Genomic DNA, 21185 nt, shown 5'->3' with positions numbered 1-21185 from the left:
CTCCGAATTTTCGAATATTTGCAGCGCACCTTAAAGGAATTCGTCCTTTCCGGTGGCTTTTAACTGCTCCACAATTTTTTTAACATCTTCGGCTTTATCCCGCCTGCAAACCAGTGTTGTATTCCCATCCTTCACCACAATCACATCTTCAAGGCCTACTACTGCAATCAATCCTTCATCGGAATATACGTACGAGTTTTTAGTATCCAGCAGAAGCGCTTCGCCGGCTCCGGCATTTCCATTTTCATCTTTTTTATCCGTTAAATAAACCGACTCCCAGCTGCCGAGGTCATTCCAATCGAAATTTCCCTCCACCAGGTAAATGTTTTGGGCATGCTCCATAATGCCGTAATCCACCGAGATACTCTGCACGGAACGATAAATCGTATCAAGGGTTTGAGGATATTCCGGTTTCCCAAGATCAGCCTGAATCTTTCGTAAATCGGCATAAAGCGCCGGTGCGAATTTTTCTACGGCGGCCAGAAACACCGAAACTTTAAATACGAACAACCCACTGTTCCAGAAAAAGCCCCCTTGTTTCAGGTAACCGGAAGCTACCTCTTCGTTGGGTTTTTCAACAAAGCGTGCCACTTTAAATTGGCGAATCGTTTCTTCTCCCGTAATGTCTTCGGCTGTTTGCACATAACCGTACCCGGTTGCCGGATAAGTAGGGGTAATTCCAATCGTGACAATACCGTCGCGTTCATCAGCAATTTTAACGGCAGCCATTACCGTGTCTTTAAAAAGCTCGTTGTTCTGAATCAGATGATCCGAAGGTGAAACCACCATAATTCCCTCCGGATTTTCTTTCTCGGCATACATCGCCGCCAATCCAATACAGGGTAAAGTGTTTTTCCCAACGGGCTCATAAATCAGGTTTGCTTTAGGAAGCATGGATGCCTGTTTCTCCAGGACCTCTGCCTGCGAAGCACTCGAAACGATGTAAATATTCTCTTTTTCGGTGAAGGTCGCAAAACGGTCAATCGTGTCCTGCAACAGTGAATCATCTCCGAAAATATTCAGGTATTGTTTGGGACGGATGATTTTGCTTCGTGGCCAGAACCGCGTTCCGGAACCTCCGGCCATAATTAATGTATAAAGTTTGTTCATGGTTCAAGATATTATGAGGATGGCTAAAATACCTTTTATTCCATGAAATTCATAAATAAAAACAGATGATTCAGGCCCCGTCTGAAATGAATTATTCAACAACTGATTATTTTCCCTTCGCATAAATTTTTCGTGGTCTGAAAGCCATAGAGGTCATCCCAAAATTTGAGTATTGATTTCCAAGCTATTTTCCGTAAATTGAATAGCGAATCCATTAAATCAAATTAATAATCAACAACATGCAAAAGAAAAGTCATTTAAACAGAATGAGTAAGCAATTGCTCTTGCTCAGCTTTTTCATCGCTTTTTGGGCTTGCGCAACCATTTCGCAATTCGACCAATATGCGTATGTGCAAACTACATCGCTGAAAGTGGATGCATTGAGCGTGATGGACCTTGCCACCGATGATTTTGATCAGCACAAAGACGAGGTTTTACTGCTCACTTCCAATCTTCAGAAGATTTATGAATACGAGAAAAATCGTCCGAAGAACGAGATCACAGTAAAAATGTGGGAAAAGATGCTCAACGAAGAAGGCCATCTTTTGGGTGGATTTCTTTTAAAATGGAAAACACAGGGACAGCAAAGCAAAATATTTATTGAAGAAGCCAAAAAAATAATTGGCCCTGCGTTTGACCAGATAGCACAACTGGAAAGTAAAAAAATTAAACCTTCAGATATTTAAAACTTGAACAATGGCAGATTTAGAAAAACTTTTAAAGGAGTTAAAAGACGAAGGAATTTCGCTCGCGCTCAACACGGTAAACGAGTTTAAAAACGAGGCAAAAGAAGACGCCGTTAACCTGATCGACTCGCTGCAAACCGACATAAAAAGCTGGACTTTAATGGTACTGAACGGAGAACTTTCGAAAGGTGATCTGGAATGGCTAGTGATGGCAAAAAAAGACCTGATTGAAATGGTGGGCCTTAAAAATATTGGGTTGGCTAAAATCAAAATCGACGAGTTGAAAAACAAGTTGCTGGGTTTGATCGTCAATAAAATTTTTAGCCTGGTATAAAAAAGCACCTACCCCGGAAAACCGGGACAAGTGCTTTTATGCTATGAATGGAAATAGGCTTTTTATACGTTTCGGAGCCATTGATTGCTCACCCAGCCTTCGATATCGGCTTTTACGTACGACCAACCTCCCTGCGATTTTAGAATTCTGACTTTCGTTCCCTTTGAAAGCGGGTTCGAAACCATTGAAGCATTCGTACTGGGATTGGATCGTATATTCAGATTGTCGGCAAAAACCACAGCGGCGTCTATCAAAGCATCGTCATCGGTCTCGTCGGGCAAATCTTCATTGCGGCCAAACATCACCCTGCCCTGAAGCGATTCCAAAGGGAATGCCGGTCCGGGATCACGTTTCCGTGATGGAGCAATGTCATCGTGTCCCAGAATTTCCTTTATTCCATAAGCCGCTTTTAAAGCCTGACAAATTTCCTCTACTACCTGGAGCTGTTGTGGAGTATAAGCCTCCCACCCCCGTTCGCTGCTGTCGAATTTATGCTTTGCCAGTACCACATCTTTATTCTCGACTTTCTTGCCAAAATGAGTCAGGTATCCTTCCGGCGTCTGAGTCAGCGGCCCGGCATTGTCAATTTCAATTCCGATACTGTATTGATTGAGACCGGATCGTCCTTTCCAGGTGCTTCGCCCGGCATGCCAGGTTCTGACATTAAAAGGCGCCAGCTGAATGACTTCCCCCGTTTTACCAAGTACCAGATGAGCCGACGCATTTGCAGCCGGATTTTGCAGCCATTTTGCAGAAGAAGTTAATGAACTTCCGGCTGTGTAATGAATCACAATAGTATCCGGCAGGCCCGCATTAAAAGGCCCCGACACATTGGGTGTTTCCTGGAAAGAAATCTTGATCTTTCCATCGGTATCTACCAGTTTGTGTTGTTCAATTGTAATCATCCTTCTGCATTTACGTTGGTTGTTACTTTGCCTGTCACATTGCTTGCACCCGAGCCGGTAATAAAATTGGTCAGTTTGTTGGTAACGCCCATTTTCTCAGCAGTTCGGCCAACACCATACACTCCTACTACGGTTCCCCACGCCCACCAAAATTCCGCCGGAAGCTCAATGGCAGGCATTTCTTTCGCCCCTCCAATGTAAGCAATTACAGGTACCAGCACATAAATAAAAAAGATGAACAACATGCCGGCATATACAATAGTGGGTCGGGCCCGTTTGGTATACAAATCGCCCTGTGCCATCTCGGCTTTGATAATTTCCTGCCGCGCATCCAATTCCTTCCGGTACGTCTCTTCCAGCTCACCTTCCAGCTTCATTAAGCTGCTTTGCATCTCGAGTTTAAACTCCTGTTTTTCTTCTTTCGTTAATGTAAAACGATCTACGACATCACCCACAGTACTCACTACTTCGGTGATCCCTTTTCCAAAAAGTTTCTTAAATAGTTCCATGTTTATTAGTTATGTTAATAGTGAATTCTCTGTTGACTAATGAAAGTGCCGAACGACAAAATCGTAAGCATTGTCGAAGCACACTTTTCTCACAAATTCTTCGGGAGACAAACCAAACAGAAGCTCTTCTTTTTCAGGATCGTTGCTTATCTCCCCGACCAGGTCTTTGGCAAGTTGCCCAAAATCGAGCACTGTCGCGTATCTGTTGATCGGATCGATAAAACCATCGAAATCGGTCCCCAGACAAAATGTATTTACAATGCCTTTCTTCGCAGGAAGCTTGTCATCGGCTGAATGTATCACAGCCTTCATCATACATTTGATGTGTTGCCAAACGTAGTAAGCGTGCGTTGATTCATCTTCTGCATCCGATTTAGAAAGTCCCAGTACACGCTGATCGAAATTGACTCCGATCACACCTCCCGATTTGAATATGGTGACCACATCTTCGTCACAAATATTGATGTTCCAGTTGTTGAACGGATGCCCGTAACGTTCCGAGAAGTCACCGTTCGTTTCGAGCGTCATTCGTTTGATATGCTGATCAAGTGTTTCAACACCCGAATAAGCCACATGACTCGCGATTACCGGGATTGGATGGTCTGTTTCAAAACTCGGGATTACAAACTTCTCGTAGTAAACTTTTCGTGCCTTGGCATTCAGGTGTTTTACATCAATCAAAATCCTGCGCCCCAGTTTCTCCGGATCATATTTCCCTTCTTCGTTTAGTGCCAGAAGGAAATTCATCACTTTCATACCTTTCTCGGTAATCCCTTCTGTAATTCCTTCCGATTGATCCAGCAACAGGTTGCCGGCATCGGGAATGCTATGTGCATGCCCGGCCAGGTAATTAAAGAAATGATGCGTGAAAGTGATAAAAAACACGGGCTGCTCCCAGCTCTTCATCTCTACAAGCCTTTTTCTGATGGCCTCAAAATCTTCGTGACTATTAAAAACATTGGCGCCCTCTATGGTCAATACAAATGCTGTTTTGTCCTGTGCGATAATCTCTTCAACGTTTTTCCCGTTCAAAGCCAGGTAATAAGCGCCTGTTGCCGAAAGGCTTTTCTGTTCCTTTTGCAGTATCTTCTTTTTACTGACAAGAATTCGCTTGTAAAACGGGATATATAATTTAGTGCTGCTTTCCGTCGCATTTGCTTTCAACAGAAACTCCCGTTCCTGCTTTAACTCTTCAAAATAATTGTACTTCCTGCTTTGTACAAAGTTGATTCTTCGCAACGGAATCTTCATGTAGATGGCCTGAATAAAATCCCGGACTGCCAGGTTGCCTCCTTTCGCATTTCCGATGAACTGTAGAAAACGGTTTAGGAAAGTACTCACTCCCTCATTCAGCAAATTATCACCCAGGAATTTCTCAAGGTTTTTAGCCACTACCTCCGTTGAATCTTTACGCCCGGTCACCCAACCTTTTTCTAGCGGATAAAGCGAGACAAAAGCCAGTTTGAGATGTCCGTTGTTGATCTTGGCCATATCACATTGCGTATAAGCGGCCGCGCGTTTTCCCTTCTCTTCTGCTTTTCTTTTGGGCAGAATGATCCACCAGGGATTGTATTTACTTTTTGATTCGGGCCTGCGGTTTTTATGCAGCCAATTGTACGACCGCATGTGCGGATGACAATGCAAGTCGGCAAAACGATTTATGGATGCCATAACTCGAGGGGTTTAAAGTTTTTTACTTCGGAAAGTGTAGCTATTCTGTTCTCGAAAATCAGAATACAAATTGCAACAGATGCAAAGCGTCTTGTTTTGTTAACCGGGCACATGATAATGGTTGATTTAATGTAAAACTGCCTTACCCCGGTTAAATCACGTCATACAATTTAGTGAACTATGCCGAAAAATACAAATACCCTCCACAAACGAAGTGGGTTCAAAGGATTGAATTAGATGGATGGATTGAAATGCGAGAATGCTTTAATGCGTCATTCAATGACTAGCCACTTGTGGCTTATAGCTAAAAGCTTGTGGCTTTCTGTCCTGTGTCTACAATTCTTTACGATTCAACTGCTCGTAACTCGCCGCTTATTTCCGTATTTATACATCTATTTCCGGCCTTGATATTCCTTCACTTCCACTTCGCCCTGAGCAGCCAGCAAGGCATTCATGGCCAGTGCATCAAGTTCATCTTCTCCCGGATAAACAAAAATATCTGCAATAAATGCTGTTCTTTTCTGAACATATTCAACCAAATCTTTACTGTAGGCCAAGCCTCCTGTAAGCAGGATTCCATCCACATTTCCTTCGAGGACAACCGCCATTTCACCAATCATTTTGCTGAGTTGGTAAAAAAGTGCCTCCTGTACCATACGTGCTTTTTCGTCACCGCTCTTGGCACGATTCTCGACTTCCCGCGCATCGTTGGTTCCGAGATAGGCAACATAGCCACCTTCACCCAGCACCATTCTTCGTACCTGGTCACGTTCGAGTTTTCCGCTAAAACACAAATCGATCAACTGCCCTGCCGGAAGAGTTCCCGAACGTTCGGGACTAAAACAACCTTCACCATCCAATGCGTTGTTCACGTCAATTACTCTACCGCCTTTGTGCGCTCCCACCGAGATTCCCCCTCCGAGGTGAGCAACGATCAGGTTTAAATCCCGGTAATTCCGGCCCACTTTTTTAGCGTGAATCCGTGCCGTAGCTTTTTGATTCAGTGCATGAAAAATAGAACGCCGTTCCAGCATCGGATGACCTGAAAAGCGGGCGATGTCCTGCAGCTCATCTGTTACAACCGGATCGGCCATAAAAGCCTGCGCCCCCGGAATCTGAAGTGCAATGTAATCGGCCAGCATCGGCCCCAAGTTACTCGCATGGTGCCCCATTACTCCTTGCTGAAGATCCTGAAGCATCAGGTTGTTCACCCGGTAAACTCCCGATTCCAGCGGATAGGTTAAACCACCGCGACCTATGATATACTTGATGGAATCCACATCGATCTTTTCTTCCACCAAAGCATCGATGATCAATCCTTTTCGGAATTCAAACTGGTCTTCCACATTTTTATAGTGAATCAACTGTTCGAGCGAATGCCGAATGGTTTTATTGAGTACACATTCACGCTCGAAATAAACAGCAAATTTGGTGGAGGTTGAACCTGGATTTATGGCAAGAATCCGAATCATTCTAACTTATTAACGATGCCAGCGCAACAGAGTTTAACTTGGTTTTTCTACTATCGCCCCGCGATGAAACAACTACCGGAACTTTGGCCCCGGCAATAATCCCCGACATTTCGGCTTTGGCCAGTTTCGAATTGGTTTTGTAAAACACATTGGCCGCATCAATGTTCGGGAACAACAAGCAATCGGCATCACCCGCCACCGGCGAAGTAAAGCCTTTAATGGCAGCTGCGTCACTATTAATAGCTACGTCGAGCGCCATGGGGCCGTCAACCATTCCGTGTTCGATCTGTCCGTGTTCCGACATTTTTGCAATGGTAGCACCATCCATACACGATGGAATAGAGATAATAATTTGCTCGGTTGGAGCGATCACAGCTACTTTCGGTTTTTCTATTCCCATTGCTCGGGCAGCGCATATCAGGTAATTGGTAATTAATAGTTTCTGTTTAAGATCGGGGTATGGCAACACCGCAGCATCACTAAACAACAGCAGCTTGTGGTAGTTCGGATTCGATACAACAGCGATGTGACTCAGCATTCCCTTCGATGGAATCAGGTTGTATTCTTTTCGAAGCAAGACACGCATAAACTTATCGGTCGAAATCAGGCCTTTCATCAGAATATCTGCTTTTCCTTCGTGGATCAGCTCAACAGCCTTCGCGGTGGCTTCCTGTAAATCGGATGCATGAATGATTTCGTAAGAACTGACATCGATCCCCAGCTTGCTACACGATTTTTCAATGGTTTCACGATCGCCTGTTACAATGGGCTTTACAAATCCGAGCTGTACCGCATCCTGCATTGCTTCGAGCGTGTTCTCGTCGATACCGTTAACAGCTACCACCCTTCTGGCTTCCTGTTTTTGTACGGCTTTGATCAGATCCTCAAAATTACGTATTTGCATCTTCTCCATTTTTACCCGAAAATTAGTGCAATTCGCTGACACAAAGCACCTGTATTTCTCATTCTCTTTTATGTTTTATACCATGAACTGATCCTTTCAGCTTTCAAATGGATACTTCAAAAGTTCGCTTTGGCAAACATTATTATCAAATCCGCTCTATCTGGTTTTATTTTGCTTCTTTTCCCGGCAAAAAATTTTTAATCGCATCTTGAAATTTTTATCACTTTTTTTGAAAACAGATCTTCCATTTAAAAGAACAATTAACCTATGCGTTCGAAAAATTTGCTTTTGGGCTTCGAACAAAACCTGATTACAACAAAGAACCCCCTATATATTGTTCAAAAGCAAACAGCTGTTTTATAATATGCTCCGATAGTTCTTCTGAAAACATTTTTTGTACTAACTTGATAAGCCGTATAAAAAAGTTGCAACTGAAACCTTTTCTACTTGATTCGATTTGATCAACCATACCGACTTTTTTCCACTCTCTTCGAAAACTCGGATAATGGTACTTACGTACCTGATTTCTCCAATTTATCCGGTTGCTGTAAAGAATTATGTGAAAATCTTAATCTGAACATTTTGCGTATTCATAAATCAATTAAATCATTAAAAACTATAAAGTTATAACGATGGTAAATAAAATTACAAGTTTAGCAGAATACTTCAGAAAGTACCAGGAAAGCGTGGCCGATCCTGATACTTTTTGGGGAAAGATTGCTGAAAGCCACTACTGGCAGAAAAAATGGGACCAGGTACTTCAATACAAATTTGAAGGCGAAGGATCTCCCGATGTAAACTGGTTTGTAAACGGGAAACTGAACATTACGGAGAATATTTTTGAACGTAACCTGTTTACCCGGAAAGACCAGGTGGCTATTATCTGGGAACCCAACGACCCGGCAGAAAAAGAAGTCCGGCTTACTTACGGAGAACTTTTCGAAAAAGTAAAACAGTTTGCCAATGGCTTGAAAAAGCTGGGTGTAAAAAAAGGCGACAGGGTGGCTTTGTATCTTCCGATGATTCCGGAGCTTGCCATCGCCATGCTGGCCTGTGCCCGTATTGGCGCCATTCATTCGATCGTTTTTGCAGGTTTTTCAGCTACGGCGCTGGCCGACAGGGTAATCGACGCGGAAGCTTCGGTGGTTATCACCTCCGACGGAGGATTTAGGGGAGCCAAATCCATTCCGCTAAAAAGTATTGTTGATGAAGCGGTGGCAAATTGCCCTTCAGTAAAATATTCGGTGGTTTTTAAACGTACCGGCGAGGAAGTAAGCTGGGAGGATGGCCGGGATATTTGGTGGCACGACCTGATCAAAGACGTTTCGACCGAAAACAAAGCCGAAACCATGGATGCCGAAGACGTGCTGTTTATTCTCTATACTTCCGGTTCAACCGGAAAACCCAAGGGAGTAGTGCATACCACCGGCGGTTACATGGTGTATACTGAGTATACTTTTAAAAACGTATTCCAATACAGCGACGGCGACATTTACTGGTGCACCGCCGACATTGGCTGGGTTACCGGGCACTCGTACATTGTTTACGGCCCCTTACTTGCCGGCGCCACTTCGGTAATGTTCGAAGGTGTTCCGACCTGGCCCGATGCCGGACGTTTCTGGGATGTGGTGGACAAGTACAAAATCAACCAGTTCTATACGGCCCCAACTGCCATTCGCGCGTTGGTTGCCCAGGGTGATCAATGGGTTACCAAACACGATCTTAGCTCATTGAAAGTTTTAGGGACAGTTGGAGAACCGATTAACGAAGAAGCCTGGCGCTGGTACCATGATTTGGTGGGAAAATCCAAATGCCCGATTGTTGATACCTGGTGGCAAACCGAAACCGGCGGAATCATGATCTCTCCTCTTGCCGGAATTACACCCACCAAACCTTCGTTGGCGACTTTACCATTGCCCGGAATCCAGCCTGTGTTGCTGGATCACGAAGGAAATGAATTAAAAGGAAACAGCGTGGAAGGAATCCTGTGTATTAAATACCCGTGGCCTGGCATGCTTCGCACAACCTGGGGAGATCACCAGCGGTGCTACCAAACCTATTTTTCATCTTTCCGGGGGTATTACCTCACCGGCGACGGTGCCAAGCGCGACGAAGAAGGCTATTACCGGATCATTGGCCGTATTGATGATGTGATCAACGTTTCGGGACACAGGATTGGCACTGCCGAAGTGGAAGATGCCATCAACCAGCACCCGAAAGTGGTAGAATCGGCAGTAGTAGGTTATCCGCACGCCATAAAAGGATCCGGAATTTATGCCTATGTTATTTGTGAAGACATGACCGATGCCGAGCTGGCGTCCATAGAGGATGAAATCCGTGCAACCGTAAACAAATTTATCGGGCCCATTGCCAAACCCGATCAAATACAAATTGTGAGTGGCCTTCCCAAAACCCGATCCGGCAAAATCATGCGCCGGATACTCCGGAAGATTGGAGAAGGCGATGCCACCAATCTTGGCGACACTTCTACATTGCTCGACCCCGGAGTTGTTGAAGCAATTATAGATGGAGCAAAAGTAGCCGTAAAACGCTAAGCGACATACAAAAAGACACCTTCACCTGAGGGTGTCTTTTTTCTTTTTAAAAAATCAACCGCAACCTTTCGAAAATGAGCATGAGTAACAAATTTCACATGCAGCATTTTCTTCCACTACAACATGATAATTAGCCGTCAGTTGACGGATTTGTGAATTTTCCCGGCTTTTCGGGACGACCTAAAAAAACCAAAAATTCAACCAAATGAAAAACCCAAAAGTTTTAAACCGTGGTTATGTGATCCTGGGTGCCATACTTATTCAACTGGCTTTAGGCGCCATTTATGCCTGGTCGGTTTTTACACCCGCGCTAAAATCAGAAGGATGGTCGAGCGAGAATACCCAATGGGTATTTGCCGTTGGCCTGGCTTCCTTTGCTATTGTCATGGTCTTTGCCGGCAAACGATTAAAAGCCTGGGGCCCTCAAACGCTAACCTGGCTGGGGGGTATAATTTTAGGTGCAGGCTACCTGCTGGCAGGTTTAACAGGTGGTTCAAATTTTACCGCCTTGCTGTTGCTGATTGGCCTGGTAGGAGGCGCCGGAATTGGCCTTGCCTATGTAGTCCCCATTGCCGTTGGTATGAGGTGGTTTCCGGATAAAAAAGGAATGATCACCGGGTTAGCCGTGGCCGGGTTTGGCTTTGGCGCCATGTTGTGGGTCAAGTTAGCCGGCTCGTGGGGCCATTTAATCGAAAACCTGGGGCTCTCCAATACTTTTACCATTTACGGAATAGCCTTTGCCCTGATGGTAATCGTTGGAGGTTTATGGATGAAGTTTCCGCCCAAAGACTGGAAGCCCGAGGGTTTTCAGGAAAAACAGATGCAGCAAAGTTCCGGAGAAAAAGAATCAAAAGAGTTTACAAGCAGCGAAATGCTTCGAAATCCTTCCTTCTATCTTATTTTTCTGACCTTTGTTTTTAGCGCCGGAGCCGGATTGATGTCCATCGGATTAATGAAACTGTACCCCATGCAGGCGCTGATGGAATCGGGAATTAGAGAAGAAGCCGCAAGCGCCATTTCTGGCACTGCCATGGCAGTTTTCTTTTGCCTGGCCAATGGTTTGGGCCGAATTCTCTGGGGAATGATCAGCGATAAATTTGGCAGGAAACGATCCATCGCATTGATGACAGCCATTCAGGGAGTAACCGTAATCCTGTTCTCTTTTATGGCCGGGAATGTGGCATTGCTATACATCGGCGCCACACTGATCGGATTCAATTTTGGCGGAAACTTTGCCCTTTTCCCAACCATAACGGCCGATATTTTTGGTGCGCGTAACGTGGGGCAAAACTATCCCTTTGTATTCCTGGCTTATGGAGTTGGAGGAATACTCGGCCCCATCCTCGGCGGCAAAATGGGTGATCTGAACAATTTTTCCATGGCTTTTACCGTATCAGGGATTGCGGTTTTAATCGGAACACTGATGATCATTTTTGTCAAAAAGCCGGTTTCATAGCCAACAGCCTTTCCCAATAAAAAGCATCCTGATTCGGGATGCTTTTTATTTTCCCTGCTTTTGTGCTATAAAACAGCTGAACTTCAGGTTGTTATTAAACATATTCTGATTGTCGAATTCAACCCACCAACACCTCTAACGTACTGAACAAAAAACCATTACAACAAAAGCAGAAGATCAACCAGAAAAAAAAGATCATTTTTAAAGATGATTTTTTTTGATGAAATTTATAGCAATGAATAACCAACTGTGTTCAATACAAAAGCAGGTGAAAGACAAATCACGTCAACCAAAAACTTAAGACCATGGCCATCAAGAAACTCGACAGCATTTTTAAGCCCAAAAGAATTGCGTTAATTGGTGTTTCAAACAATCCCGACAGTGTTGGAGGAATTACCCTCCGCAACTTGGTAGGAGGAGGTTTTAACGGAGTTGTGTACCCGGTAAACCCCAAACGCGAAGCAGTTTTTGGAATCCCGTGCTACCCCGATGTTAAAAGTCTTCCGAAAACACCCGACCTGGCAGTAATTATGACGGCTGCTCAGTGGGTGCCCAACCTGGTCAGGGAATGTGGCGAAGCCGGGATTCATGGCCTAATCATCATGTCTGCCGGATTCAAGGAATCGGGCGAAGAAGGAAAAAAACTGGAAGCGCAGGTAAAAGCCGAAAAATCCAAATTTCCCGATATGCGCATCATTGGTCCCAACTGTCTGGGCATTTTGGTTCCGGGCTTGAATATGAACGTGAGCTTTGCTGCCGGTATGCCGAAAAAAGGACATGTGGCTTTTATTTCGCAATCGGGGGCGCTGTGTACCTCGGTGCTCGACTGGGCCTACGAATCCAATATCGGTTTTTCGAATTTTGTGTCCATCGGTAACTCCATGGATGTCAGTTTTGGCGACCTCATCGATTATTTCGGACAAGATCCGAATACCAAATCGATTGTTCTTTATGTGGAATCGATTGCCGATGCGCGCACATTTATGTCGGCCGCCAGGGCATTCTCGCGCGAGAAACCGATCATCGTTTACAAATCGGGGCGTTTCCCTGAATCAGCGGCTGCAGCAGCCTCGCATACTGGTGCCATGGCATCCGAAGATTCTATTTACGATGCAGTGTTCCGCCGTGCTGGCCTTGCACGTGTTTTTGACTTTGGTAATATTTTCGATTTTACCGATCTGGTGGGAAGAAAGCGAATTCCCAAAGGAAACAGACTGGCGATTGTTACCAATGCCGGCGGACCGGGAGTTATGGCTACCGACTCACTGATCGCGATGGGAGGAAAACTTGTCAAACTTTCGGATGAAACCATGCAGCGGCTAAATGATTATTTGCCTCCGTTCTGGTCGCACGGTAACCCGGTGGATGTTTTGGGAGATGCCACGCCCGAGCGTTTTGCACGAGCAACCGAAATTGTTTTGGAAGATGGCAAAGTGGACGCTGTGCTGGTTCTTCTCACACCACAGGCCATGACAGATCCAACGGCAACTGCGCGCGCCATTGCTGAAATGTCCGTAAAAACGACTAAATCCATCATGGCCGGATGGCTGGGAGGAACTGCCATGCGCGATGGAATTCAAATCTTTAACCAGACCGGAATTGCCAGTTATGCAACTCCGGAACAAGCGATCAGGGCGTTCATGACACTTTCGGAATATTCGGAAAACCAGCAAATGTTGTATGAAACACCGCGGGAAGTTCCCGTTTCGTTTCAATACGACCGGCATGAACTCCGAAAAAAATACCTGAGTGAAGTCTTCCCCAAAGCTAAAATCCTGAACGAGGACGATTCAAAAATGCTGATCAACGATTACGGCATTGATACCACCCACCCCACCCCGGCTGCCACCGAAGACGAAGCGGTACAGATAGCCGAACAAAAAGGCTACCCGGTGGTACTGAAAATTTATTCGCCTGATATAACGCATAAATCAGATGTTGGCGGAGTAGCGCTGAATATAAAAGATGCCGAAATGGTGCGGGCCACTTTTCGCAACATGGTAAAAACGGCCACCCAAAAACGCCCGGATGCAAGAATTGAAGGGGTAACCGTGCAACGAATGGTGGATTCGAAAGATGGAATTGAATTGATCCTCGGCACGAAGAAAGACCCCATTTTTGGCACGGTTATGTTGGTTGGAATGGGAGGAACCACCGCCGAATTGTTCAAAGACAAGCGGCTGGAATTTCCACCGCTCAATGAACACCTGGCCCGCCAGATGCTTCGTTCCCTAAAAATTTATCCGCTGCTGAAGGGATGGCGCGGCGACAGCCCCAAAAACATCGACAAGCTGATTGAAGTACTGATCCGTATGTCGTACCTGGCTGCCGATTACCCGGAGATCGAGGAGTTGGACATCAACCCGCTGATTGTTACACCCAACGACGCGATTGCACTGGATGCCCGGATTGTAGTGGATGAAGAGATTCTGAAAAATCCGGTGAAAGAATATTCTCATCTTGTACTGCGGCCTTATCCTGAAAGTTTGATGTGCGCATGCAATCTAAAAGACGAAACCCCGGTGCTGCTGCGTCCCATCCGTCCCGAAGACGAACCCATGTGGCTTCAGTTGCTGGGAAGCTGTTCCAAAGAATCGATTTACCACCGGTTCAGGTACGATTTCTATTTTGACTCGCACGAAGTGGCATCCCAGTTTTGCTTTATCGATTACGACCGCGAAATTGCCATTGTTGCCGAACACGAAAAAGAAGATGGCACAAAGGAAATTATTGGTGTTGGCCGCCTGATTGCGGATCCCGATGTGGAAATTATGGAATATGCTATTCTGATCACCGACGCCTGGCAAAAGAAAGAATTGGGCTACACGCTTACAAAATATTGCCTGAATGTTGCCAAAGGGCGCGGCATAAAAAAACTGGTGGCAGAAACTACCCGCGACAACAAACCGATGATATCCGTTTTCCGCAAACTGAATTTTAAGATTCGCTTTAACGAAGATACCACCGTATCGGTCAGTAAAAATCTGGAAGAGGAGGAACAAAATGTGTAGAAAACGGTTTGTTTAGTACACAGGTAACAAAAATATGGATATTGAAAAAGTGAAACAGGCGGCCGAGGCCATTCGGAAAGCCAGGTATGCCGTGGCATTTACAGGTGCAGGCATTTCGGTACCGAGTGGAATTCCGCCTTTTCGCGGAGAAAACGGATTGTGGAATACCACTGATCCGATTTTTCTGGAAATCGAATTTTTCCAAAAAAAGCCCTTGCAATCCTGGTTAAAGATCAAAGAGATATTTTACGATAAGCTGGGCGATGCCCTCCCAAACGAAGCCCACAAGATACTGGCCCAAATGCAGCAACGTTCGTACCTCGAATCGATTATTACGCAAAACATCGATCACCTGCATCAAAAAGCCGGGAGCAAACATGTGTACGAACTACACGGCACTTACACTCAACTGATTTGCACCGCGTGCAGCACCGAATACGACATGAGTTTTGCCGACCTGAACTACTTACCTCCGACGTGTTTTGTTTGCAAAGGAATTCTTAAACCCGACATAGTTTTTTTTAACGAGCCCATACCTGCATTTGCGAAACGGCGATCGTTTGAAGAGGCCGCAAAAGCAGATGTTTTTCTGATCATTGGCACCAACGCCGAAGTACTTCCTGCGGCTCATATTCCGGTTAAGGCAAAAGAACACGGCGCCACCATTATCGAAATCAACATTGAAGCAACACACTTCACCCGCGAAATAACCGATATCTTTTTACAGGGCGATGCAGCCGAAATAATGACCGAACTGGGAAAACTGCTTTATCTTTAAAGCCATCGTTTCTGGCCTGCTTCCTCAAAAAACAAAGTAATCCAAATGGCCGGTAGCAAACTTTTGAGCTTGTTTGTCAACAAATAGCAAGGTGCAAACAAAAAATAAGGACACCTTACAATCGATTATTCGCGATCTTTCATTCAGTCAAAGGCCTTAAAAGTTATATTTGCGCCAAACTTCTACAATTGAAAATGAACAACCGTAATCTCTTTCTGCTACTTCTGGTCTTGTTTTTTGTTTCGTGTTCCTCCGGCAAAAAAGCCCTGCAAAAGGGCAACTATTACCAGGCCATTGTACAAGCTGTTGATCGATTAAAGTCGGATCCGGATAACGGAAAAGCAACGACCGTTGTAAAAGAAGGATACCCAATGGCCATTGAGTGGTCGCAGGAAGAACTGGATCTGGCACTTTCGTCGAACGCTGCTTTCAAATGGGAACGGGCCATTAACATTATGCACCAGGTAAACCATTTATCGGAACAGCTAAGAAGCACTCCGGCCACACGCAAATTGATTGCCGATCCGAAAACGTACACTTCGGAACTGAATATGGCTTACGAAAAAGCAGCACAGGAGAGGTACCAGGCCGGAATTCATTTCCTGCAACAAAATACGCGCGAAGCAGCACGAACTGCATTCAACCATTTTCTCAAGGCAGACCAGCTAATTCCGGGCTACCAAAATGTTTTGCAGGAAATGGAAACAGCCAAAGACATGGCTACTTACAAAGTTGTGGTAGAAGCTGCCACGGTTCAGAGCAGAACCTATAAACTGAGTTCTGAGTTCTTTTACAACCAGGTATTTGAATATTTGAATAACAAATATACCGAAAGAAGTTTTGTCAACTTCTATTCTCCTCAGCAAGCTGAAAAGTATCAGATTAAACATCCGGATTTTATCGTACAAATGGAGTTTTTCGATTTTTCCGTTGGGAATTTAGTGCGTGGAGAAAAAGAAGAGGAACTGGTTAACAAAGTAAAAGTAGAAACAAAAGATACCACCCGGGTAACATACAAAACGTACAAAGCAAAGCTCAAAACCTTCTCCGACAAAGTGATTTCGGGCGGAAGGTTGAATTATCGCATTATCGATTTTAACACCGGGAACTTACTGCGCGACCAGCTTATCCCCGGTTCGTTTACCTGGGAAAACCGCTACGCCATTTATGTGGGCGACAAACAGGCTTTAACCGACCAACAATTCGCGCTAACAAAGAATAAGGCAATGCCTCTTCCTCCTCATCAGGACCTGTTTATTGAATTTACCCGGCCCATTTACGACCGGCTTAGCAATGAACTCGATCAGTTTTTCAGAAGATACAGGTAACAAAAAGCTATAGAACTTCGAGAATAAAACTCACAAGAAAGGGTACGATTATCGTTAAAACCACACCACTAAAAATAGCAATTACCCCCCACTCTTTTCCTGAATATTTAACGATAATCGGCATGGTAGTATCCATCGAAGTTGCGCCCCCCGATGCAATTCCAGCCAGTTTCCCAAAATACACCACCAAGAGCGGAGTGGCCAGCAAAGTAAAAATCTCGCGCAAAATATTTGATAAAAGGGCAATTACCCCCAGTGTTTCTCCATGAATCTGTGTGATAAAAATGCTTGACAAACTGTAATAACCAAAGCCTGCACCAACAGCCATCGATTCTTTTATGCTCAAATCAGAAAGGAAAAGCCCGGTTAACGCAGCGCCCCCAAGCGTACCAACCACAACCCCCACAGGCACCAGCAAAATTTTAACATTCATCTGTTTTATTACCTTCCACGAATTTCTATCGGCACCAATACTGATACCCACCAAAAACATAAGGGCATAGAGGGCATACATGCTGTAATCGTTTTGAACAATAAACCCGGGCAAAAAATTGAAAACACCCGCCAGAACACCTATCGAAAAAAAAGCCAGAATAATAAGACTATTTTTCATCCTGCCCCTCCTTTGTATCGGTTGAAAACAGCATTTTGTACAATACCCACAATACCAGTACGCTTCCGGCCACCGCCCCAAACGTTATGGAAACCGCTTTGATTCCTATTTTATCCAGGTTGTCAATAATGGTTTTGTTTACCCCTACCGAAATCCCCAGCAAAAACAAGAGCAGAAAAATGGCATAAGAAATTAACTTTTCAACCACTTTCAGTAAATCGGGAATACGGCCCAAAAACCTTCCCAGAAGAATACCAATAGTCATTAACACCAATACTGTAACCATAAAACTTTATTACAAATGAAAAACGATCCGAATATAGAGATTATCCGGTTCACTGACGAAAAGAGCTCTATGAAATCAAAGCGATCGCATTAATCGAACGGCCCCATCGCAATCAACTCCACGATAAGAACATTGTAATCCAAAGATTGCAAATTCGTCACCAGAGTTTGTTCGGAGATGTCGCGATGTTAAGAATTCATCAGCCGATTCAAAACATTCAACTCCACGGACAACGCATTGATAATCGGAGCTGCCGCATTGAACGTCGAAAGTCATTCAGAGAACTCTAGGAGGAATGCAAAGCATTCCAAGGTTACTTCAAAGAACTACGGAACCAGTGCAGAGGGACCTTTCCTGAAATAGTCTGACAGATTATTCCTTTATTTCTGGTAGACGTAAATGTATTTTTATCCATATAGATAAGCATTTGAGCAGGAGAACGGAAAACCTCGGACTCAACATCAATTGGTGAATAAAAAAAGAATCAGCACAACAAATTCTTGTCCGCTTATTTTCTATTTTTAAAATTCAGAAAAAGAATTGCGACTTGTATGACATCTTACATATATTTGCAATTCAAAACACCTTTGAGATGACAACTACAGCTAAATTTAACGAACTAAAGGGCCAACTCGACGGCGACCTTTTTATCGATAATGTACAACGTGTTCTGTATTCAACCGATGCATCGCAGTACAAGGAAATGCCCCTGGCTGTAACCAAACCAAAAACGGCCAGTGATATCAAAAAAATAATCGCCTTTGCACGCGAAAACAATACATCCATTATTCCAAGGGGGGCAGGTACTTCGCTGGCCGGACAAGTAGTTGGCCCGGGGATAGTAGTCGACATCTCAAAATACATGAACCGCATCCTGGAATTCAACGAAAAAGAAAAATACGTTGTTATTGAACCCGGCGTGGTACTGGCCGAGTTAAACCAGTTTTTGGCACCGCACGGGTTGCAGTTTGGCCCCGAAACATCCACCGCCAACCGCTGTGTGGTGGGAGGAATGCTTGGAAACAATTCCTGCGGGCTGCATTCGCTGGTGTACGGCAGTGTGCGCGAACACATCCTGGAGGTGGATGCTATTTTGTCGGACGGCTCGGAAACCACTTTTAAACCGCTGACGAAAGAAGAATTCAGCGCAAAAATGAACGGCAATCCCAATGCGTTGGAAAAAGCCATTTACACCAATATCTTTGAAATGCTGGCTGATCCTGCAAACCAGCAGGAAATCAGGGAGAAATTCCCGGATCCGCGGGTTACCCGGCGAAACATGGGGTATGCCATCGATGTTTTGATGGATTCGGAAATGTTTAGCGAAGACGGAGAACGTTTCAATTTTTGTAAACTGCTGGCAGGATCGGAAGGAACGCTGGCCTTTTCAACCCGCCTCAAATTAAATGTCATTCCGCTGCCACCCAAGCATCGCGGTTTGGTATGTGCACATTTCGAGACACTGGAAGAATCGATTTACGGGAACCTGATTGCGCTAAAATACAAGCCAACGGCTATCGAACTAATGGACGATCCGGTAATGCAAGCCGCCAAACAAAACATCGAACAACGAAAAAACCGCTGGTTTGTGCAAGGAGATCCGGGCGCTATGCTGATGATCGAGTTTTCGTACGAGCATGAAGAAGAACTTACTTCGACGGCAGAAAAACTTGCCAACGAGTTAAAAGAAGCCGGGCTTGGGTATCATTACCCGCTGATTACCGAGGCTGAAAACATAAAACGTGTTTGGGCGCTGCGAACGGCAGGCCTCGGACTGCTTTCCAATGTTCCGGGCGACCGGAAGGGTGTTCCGGGAATTGAAGATACCGCTGTTCACCCGGAGTATTTACCGGAATACATTGCCGACCTGAAAAAGGTGCTGGAAAAACTCGGGCTCAGCAGCATTTACTACGCTCACATTGCCACCGGCGAAATACATTTCAGGCCTTTGATCAATTTCAAGGATCCGAAAGACGTGGAACTGTTCGACACTTTGATGAACGAGGTGGCGGCCTTGGTAAAGAAATACCGCGGATCGATGAGTGGCGAACATGGCGACGGCAGGGCACGCGGAAAATTTATTCCGTTTATGCTGGGTGAAAAAAACTACCAGCTGATCAAGTCAGTCAAAAAAGCCTGGGACCCGGATAATATTTTTAACCCCGGAAAGATTGTGGATACGCCGCCCATCACCGAAAACCTGCGGGTAATTCCAGGAAAGGCCATTCCTGATTACGACACCAGCTTCGATTTTTCAAACAACCGCGGCTATTTCAGAAGTATAGAAAAGTGCAACGGCTCCGGCGACTGCCGGAAATCTTCGAAAATCGGGGGAACCCTCTGCCCTACTTTTATGGCTACCCGCGACGAAGACAAAAGTACGCGAGGCCGTGCCAATATTCTTCGCGAGTACCTGTACAACAACGAAAAAGAGCAGGCCTTTGATCACCGGGAAATTTATGACATCCTGGATCTTTGCATCTCTTGTAAGGCTTGTAAAAGCGAGTGCCCGTCGAATGTTGACATGGCCAAACTCAAAGCCGAATTCCTGCAACATTATTACGATATTCATGGTATCCCACTCCGGTCGAAGCTCGTTGCGTACCTACCAAGGCTAAACCGCTTGGCGATGGTTTTCCGGCCTATATCCAACCTAATGATGAACACTTCTCTGCTCAAAAAGTCCATCGGATTTTCAACCAAAAGAAGCGTTCCGTCCTTGTCAAAAATTACACTGAACCGCTGGGTTGGAAACGGACTTCCCAAACCCGAATCAGCATCCAAAGGAAAGGTTTACCTGTTTAACGACGAGTTTACCAATTACAACGAAAGTGATATCGGTATCAAGGCGATCCTGTTGTTAACCAGACTTGGTTATGAAGTTAAAATTCCGGTAACCAAAGAATCGGGCCGAACATTTTTGTCGAAAGGACTGGTAAAAACGGCACAGAAGATTGCAAGCGAAAATGTTAAGCTACTAAAAGACATTATTACTTCGGAAACACCGCTTATCGGCATTGAACCTTCTGCCATTCTTGCTTTCCGCGATGAATACCCGGAACTGGTAAAAGACGGTTTACAAAAAGACGCAGTGAAACTGGGGGAAAACTCACTGCTTTTAGAGGAATTTATTGCAAAAGAAGCAGAAAAAGGGAACATTGACAGCACTGCTTTTACCACAGAAGGAAGAAAAATCCTGATCCACGGGCACTGTCAGCAAAAAGCCGTTGCTTCAACCGATCCAACCAAAAGAATGCTTTCCCTGCCAACCAACTACACGGTAGAGGAAATTCCTTCGGGATGTTGTGGTATGGCCGGTTCGTTTGGCTACGAAAAGGAACATTACGACTTATCGATGAAAATTGGAGAAATGGTATTGTTTCCGGCCGTCCGAAATGCTGAAGCAGAAACCATTGTTTCGGCACCGGGGACCTCGTGCCGCCACCAGATAAAAGACGGCACTGGCAAAAAAGCATTGCACCCGGTAGAAGTGCTGTACGAGGCACTGGTATAATTTGAAGTTAATTCAATATCTCAGGCTGGCCCACGGTCGGTTCAGCCTGAGAT

16 protein-coding genes are annotated in these 21185 nt (G+C 45.0%); 8 read left to right on the top strand and 8 right to left on the bottom strand.

The window, feature by feature from the left end; genetic code table 11:
- Positions 1-30: 30 nt before the first annotated feature.
- Entirely contained in the window at positions 31-1110 is a 1080-nt protein-coding gene (locus tag INQ51_RS13130) for a mannose-1-phosphate guanylyltransferase (protein ID WP_233378422.1), read from the bottom strand.
- Between the two features lie 266 nt (positions 1111-1376).
- Between INQ51_RS13130 and INQ51_RS13125 the strand changes: the two genes are divergently transcribed.
- Together INQ51_RS13125 and INQ51_RS13120 are read left to right on the top strand one after the other, a co-directional pair.
- Entirely contained in the window at positions 1377-1796 is a 420-nt protein-coding gene (locus INQ51_RS13125; RefSeq protein ID WP_233378421.1) for a hypothetical protein, read from the top strand.
- 10 nt (positions 1797-1806) lie between these two features.
- The gene (locus INQ51_RS13120; protein ID WP_233378420.1) at positions 1807-2130 is read left to right on the top strand and encodes a hypothetical protein; all 324 of its coding nucleotides are present in this window, start codon (positions 1807-1809) and stop codon (positions 2128-2130) included.
- Positions 2131-2192: 62 nt separating this feature from the next.
- On the opposite strand, the gene INQ51_RS13115 is transcribed toward INQ51_RS13120, so the two are convergent.
- The 5 genes from INQ51_RS13115 to INQ51_RS13095 all read right to left on the bottom strand — a co-directional run bounded on the left by INQ51_RS13115 (position 2193) and on the right by INQ51_RS13095 (position 7591).
- Complete coding sequence (locus INQ51_RS13115; protein WP_233378419.1) at positions 2193-3035, bottom strand: N-acetylmuramoyl-L-alanine amidase; 843 nt, start codon at positions 3033-3035, stop codon at positions 2193-2195.
- The gene (locus INQ51_RS13110) at positions 3032-3544 is read right to left on the bottom strand and encodes a holin family protein (protein WP_233378418.1); all 513 of its coding nucleotides are present in this window, start codon (positions 3542-3544) and stop codon (positions 3032-3034) included. The genes INQ51_RS13115 and INQ51_RS13110 overlap by 4 nt, the downstream gene beginning before the upstream one ends.
- 36 nt (positions 3545-3580) lie before the next feature.
- On the bottom strand, positions 3581-5215 hold the full coding sequence (locus tag INQ51_RS13105) for a dipeptidase (protein WP_233378417.1): 1635 nt from the start codon (positions 5213-5215) through the stop codon (positions 3581-3583).
- A gap of 392 nt (positions 5216-5607) precedes the next feature.
- Positions 5608-6687, bottom strand: coding sequence for a butyrate kinase (buk, locus tag INQ51_RS13100; RefSeq protein WP_233378416.1), 1080 nt, complete (start codon positions 6685-6687; stop codon positions 5608-5610).
- 1 nt (position 6688) lies between these two features.
- The gene (locus INQ51_RS13095; protein ID WP_233378415.1) at positions 6689-7591 is read right to left on the bottom strand and encodes a phosphate acyltransferase; all 903 of its coding nucleotides are present in this window, start codon (positions 7589-7591) and stop codon (positions 6689-6691) included.
- 632 nt (positions 7592-8223) lie between these two features.
- On the opposite strand from INQ51_RS13095, the gene acs reads away from it, so the two are divergent.
- The 5 genes from acs to INQ51_RS13070 all read left to right on the top strand — a co-directional run bounded on the left by acs (position 8224) and on the right by INQ51_RS13070 (position 16719).
- Positions 8224-10146, top strand: a complete 1923-nt coding sequence (acs, locus tag INQ51_RS13090; RefSeq protein WP_233378414.1) for an acetate--CoA ligase — start codon at positions 8224-8226, stop codon at positions 10144-10146.
- A gap of 205 nt (positions 10147-10351) precedes the next feature.
- A complete protein-coding gene (locus INQ51_RS13085; protein ID WP_233378413.1) occupies positions 10352-11602 on the top strand; it encodes an OFA family MFS transporter in 1251 nt (416 codons plus the stop codon).
- Between the two features lie 305 nt (positions 11603-11907).
- Entirely contained in the window at positions 11908-14613 is a 2706-nt protein-coding gene (locus tag INQ51_RS13080) for a bifunctional acetate--CoA ligase family protein/GNAT family N-acetyltransferase (protein ID WP_233378412.1), read from the top strand.
- Positions 14614-14647: 34 nt separating this feature from the next.
- Complete coding sequence (locus tag INQ51_RS13075; RefSeq protein WP_233378411.1) at positions 14648-15391, top strand: SIR2 family NAD-dependent protein deacylase; 744 nt, start codon at positions 14648-14650, stop codon at positions 15389-15391.
- Positions 15392-15585: 194 nt separating this feature from the next.
- Positions 15586-16719: a hypothetical protein gene (locus tag INQ51_RS13070; protein WP_233378410.1), complete on the top strand. Its 1134-nt coding sequence runs from the start codon at positions 15586-15588 to the stop codon at positions 16717-16719.
- A 7-nt stretch (positions 16720-16726) separates the two neighbouring features.
- Here the strand turns inward: INQ51_RS13070 and INQ51_RS13065 are convergent, their stop codons facing one another.
- Together INQ51_RS13065 and INQ51_RS13060 are read right to left on the bottom strand one after the other, a co-directional pair.
- Positions 16727-17332, bottom strand: a complete 606-nt coding sequence (locus tag INQ51_RS13065) for a lysine exporter LysO family protein (protein ID WP_233378409.1) — start codon at positions 17330-17332, stop codon at positions 16727-16729.
- Positions 17322-17618: a LysO family transporter gene (locus INQ51_RS13060; protein ID WP_233378408.1), complete on the bottom strand. Its 297-nt coding sequence runs from the start codon at positions 17616-17618 to the stop codon at positions 17322-17324. Before INQ51_RS13060 ends, INQ51_RS13065 begins: the two co-directional genes overlap by 11 nt.
- Positions 17619-18210: 592 nt before the next feature.
- Here INQ51_RS13060 and INQ51_RS13055 point away from each other — a divergent pair.
- A complete protein-coding gene (locus tag INQ51_RS13055) occupies positions 18211-21132 on the top strand; it encodes an FAD-binding and (Fe-S)-binding domain-containing protein (RefSeq protein WP_233378407.1) in 2922 nt (973 codons plus the stop codon).
- The last annotated feature ends 53 nt before the right edge of the window (positions 21133-21185 follow it).

It is taken from the genome of Maribellus sp. CM-23, assembly GCF_021354595.1.
Taxonomy (GTDB): domain Bacteria; phylum Bacteroidota; class Bacteroidia; order Bacteroidales; family Prolixibacteraceae; genus Draconibacterium.
The sequence above is the reverse complement of the archived record's forward strand: the minus strand, read 5'-3'. Positions and strand labels throughout refer to the sequence as shown.

Bases quoted from the DNA above. Each gene is read 5' to 3' on its own strand.
- INQ51_RS13055 (WP_233378407.1), top strand. From the start codon at position 18,211: ATGACAACTACAGCTAAATTTAACGAACTAAAGGGCCAACTCGACGGC.
- INQ51_RS13065 (WP_233378409.1), bottom strand. From the start codon at position 17,332: ATGAAAAATAGTCTTATTATTCTGGCTTTTTTTTCGATAGGTGTTCTG.
- INQ51_RS13095 (WP_233378415.1), bottom strand. From the start codon at position 7,591: ATGCAAATACGTAATTTTGAGGATCTGATCAAAGCCGTACAAAAACAG.
- INQ51_RS13085 (WP_233378413.1), top strand. From the start codon at position 10,352: ATGAAAAACCCAAAAGTTTTAAACCGTGGTTATGTGATCCTGGGTGCC.
- INQ51_RS13115 (WP_233378419.1), bottom strand. From the start codon at position 3,035: ATGATTACAATTGAACAACACAAACTGGTAGATACCGATGGAAAGATC.
- INQ51_RS13060 (WP_233378408.1), bottom strand. From the start codon at position 17,618: ATGGTTACAGTATTGGTGTTAATGACTATTGGTATTCTTCTGGGAAGG.
- INQ51_RS13120 (WP_233378420.1), top strand. From the start codon at position 1,807: ATGGCAGATTTAGAAAAACTTTTAAAGGAGTTAAAAGACGAAGGAATT.
- INQ51_RS13110 (WP_233378418.1), bottom strand. From the start codon at position 3,544: ATGGAACTATTTAAGAAACTTTTTGGAAAAGGGATCACCGAAGTAGTG.
- INQ51_RS13080 (WP_233378412.1), top strand. From the start codon at position 11,908: ATGGCCATCAAGAAACTCGACAGCATTTTTAAGCCCAAAAGAATTGCG.
- acs (WP_233378414.1), top strand. From the start codon at position 8,224: ATGGTAAATAAAATTACAAGTTTAGCAGAATACTTCAGAAAGTACCAG.
- buk (WP_233378416.1), bottom strand. From the start codon at position 6,687: ATGATTCGGATTCTTGCCATAAATCCAGGTTCAACCTCCACCAAATTT.
- INQ51_RS13105 (WP_233378417.1), bottom strand. From the start codon at position 5,215: ATGGCATCCATAAATCGTTTTGCCGACTTGCATTGTCATCCGCACATG.
- INQ51_RS13070 (WP_233378410.1), top strand. From the start codon at position 15,586: ATGAACAACCGTAATCTCTTTCTGCTACTTCTGGTCTTGTTTTTTGTT.
- INQ51_RS13075 (WP_233378411.1), top strand. From the start codon at position 14,648: ATGGATATTGAAAAAGTGAAACAGGCGGCCGAGGCCATTCGGAAAGCC.
- INQ51_RS13125 (WP_233378421.1), top strand. From the start codon at position 1,377: ATGAGTAAGCAATTGCTCTTGCTCAGCTTTTTCATCGCTTTTTGGGCT.
- INQ51_RS13130 (WP_233378422.1), bottom strand. From the start codon at position 1,110: ATGAACAAACTTTATACATTAATTATGGCCGGAGGTTCCGGAACGCGG.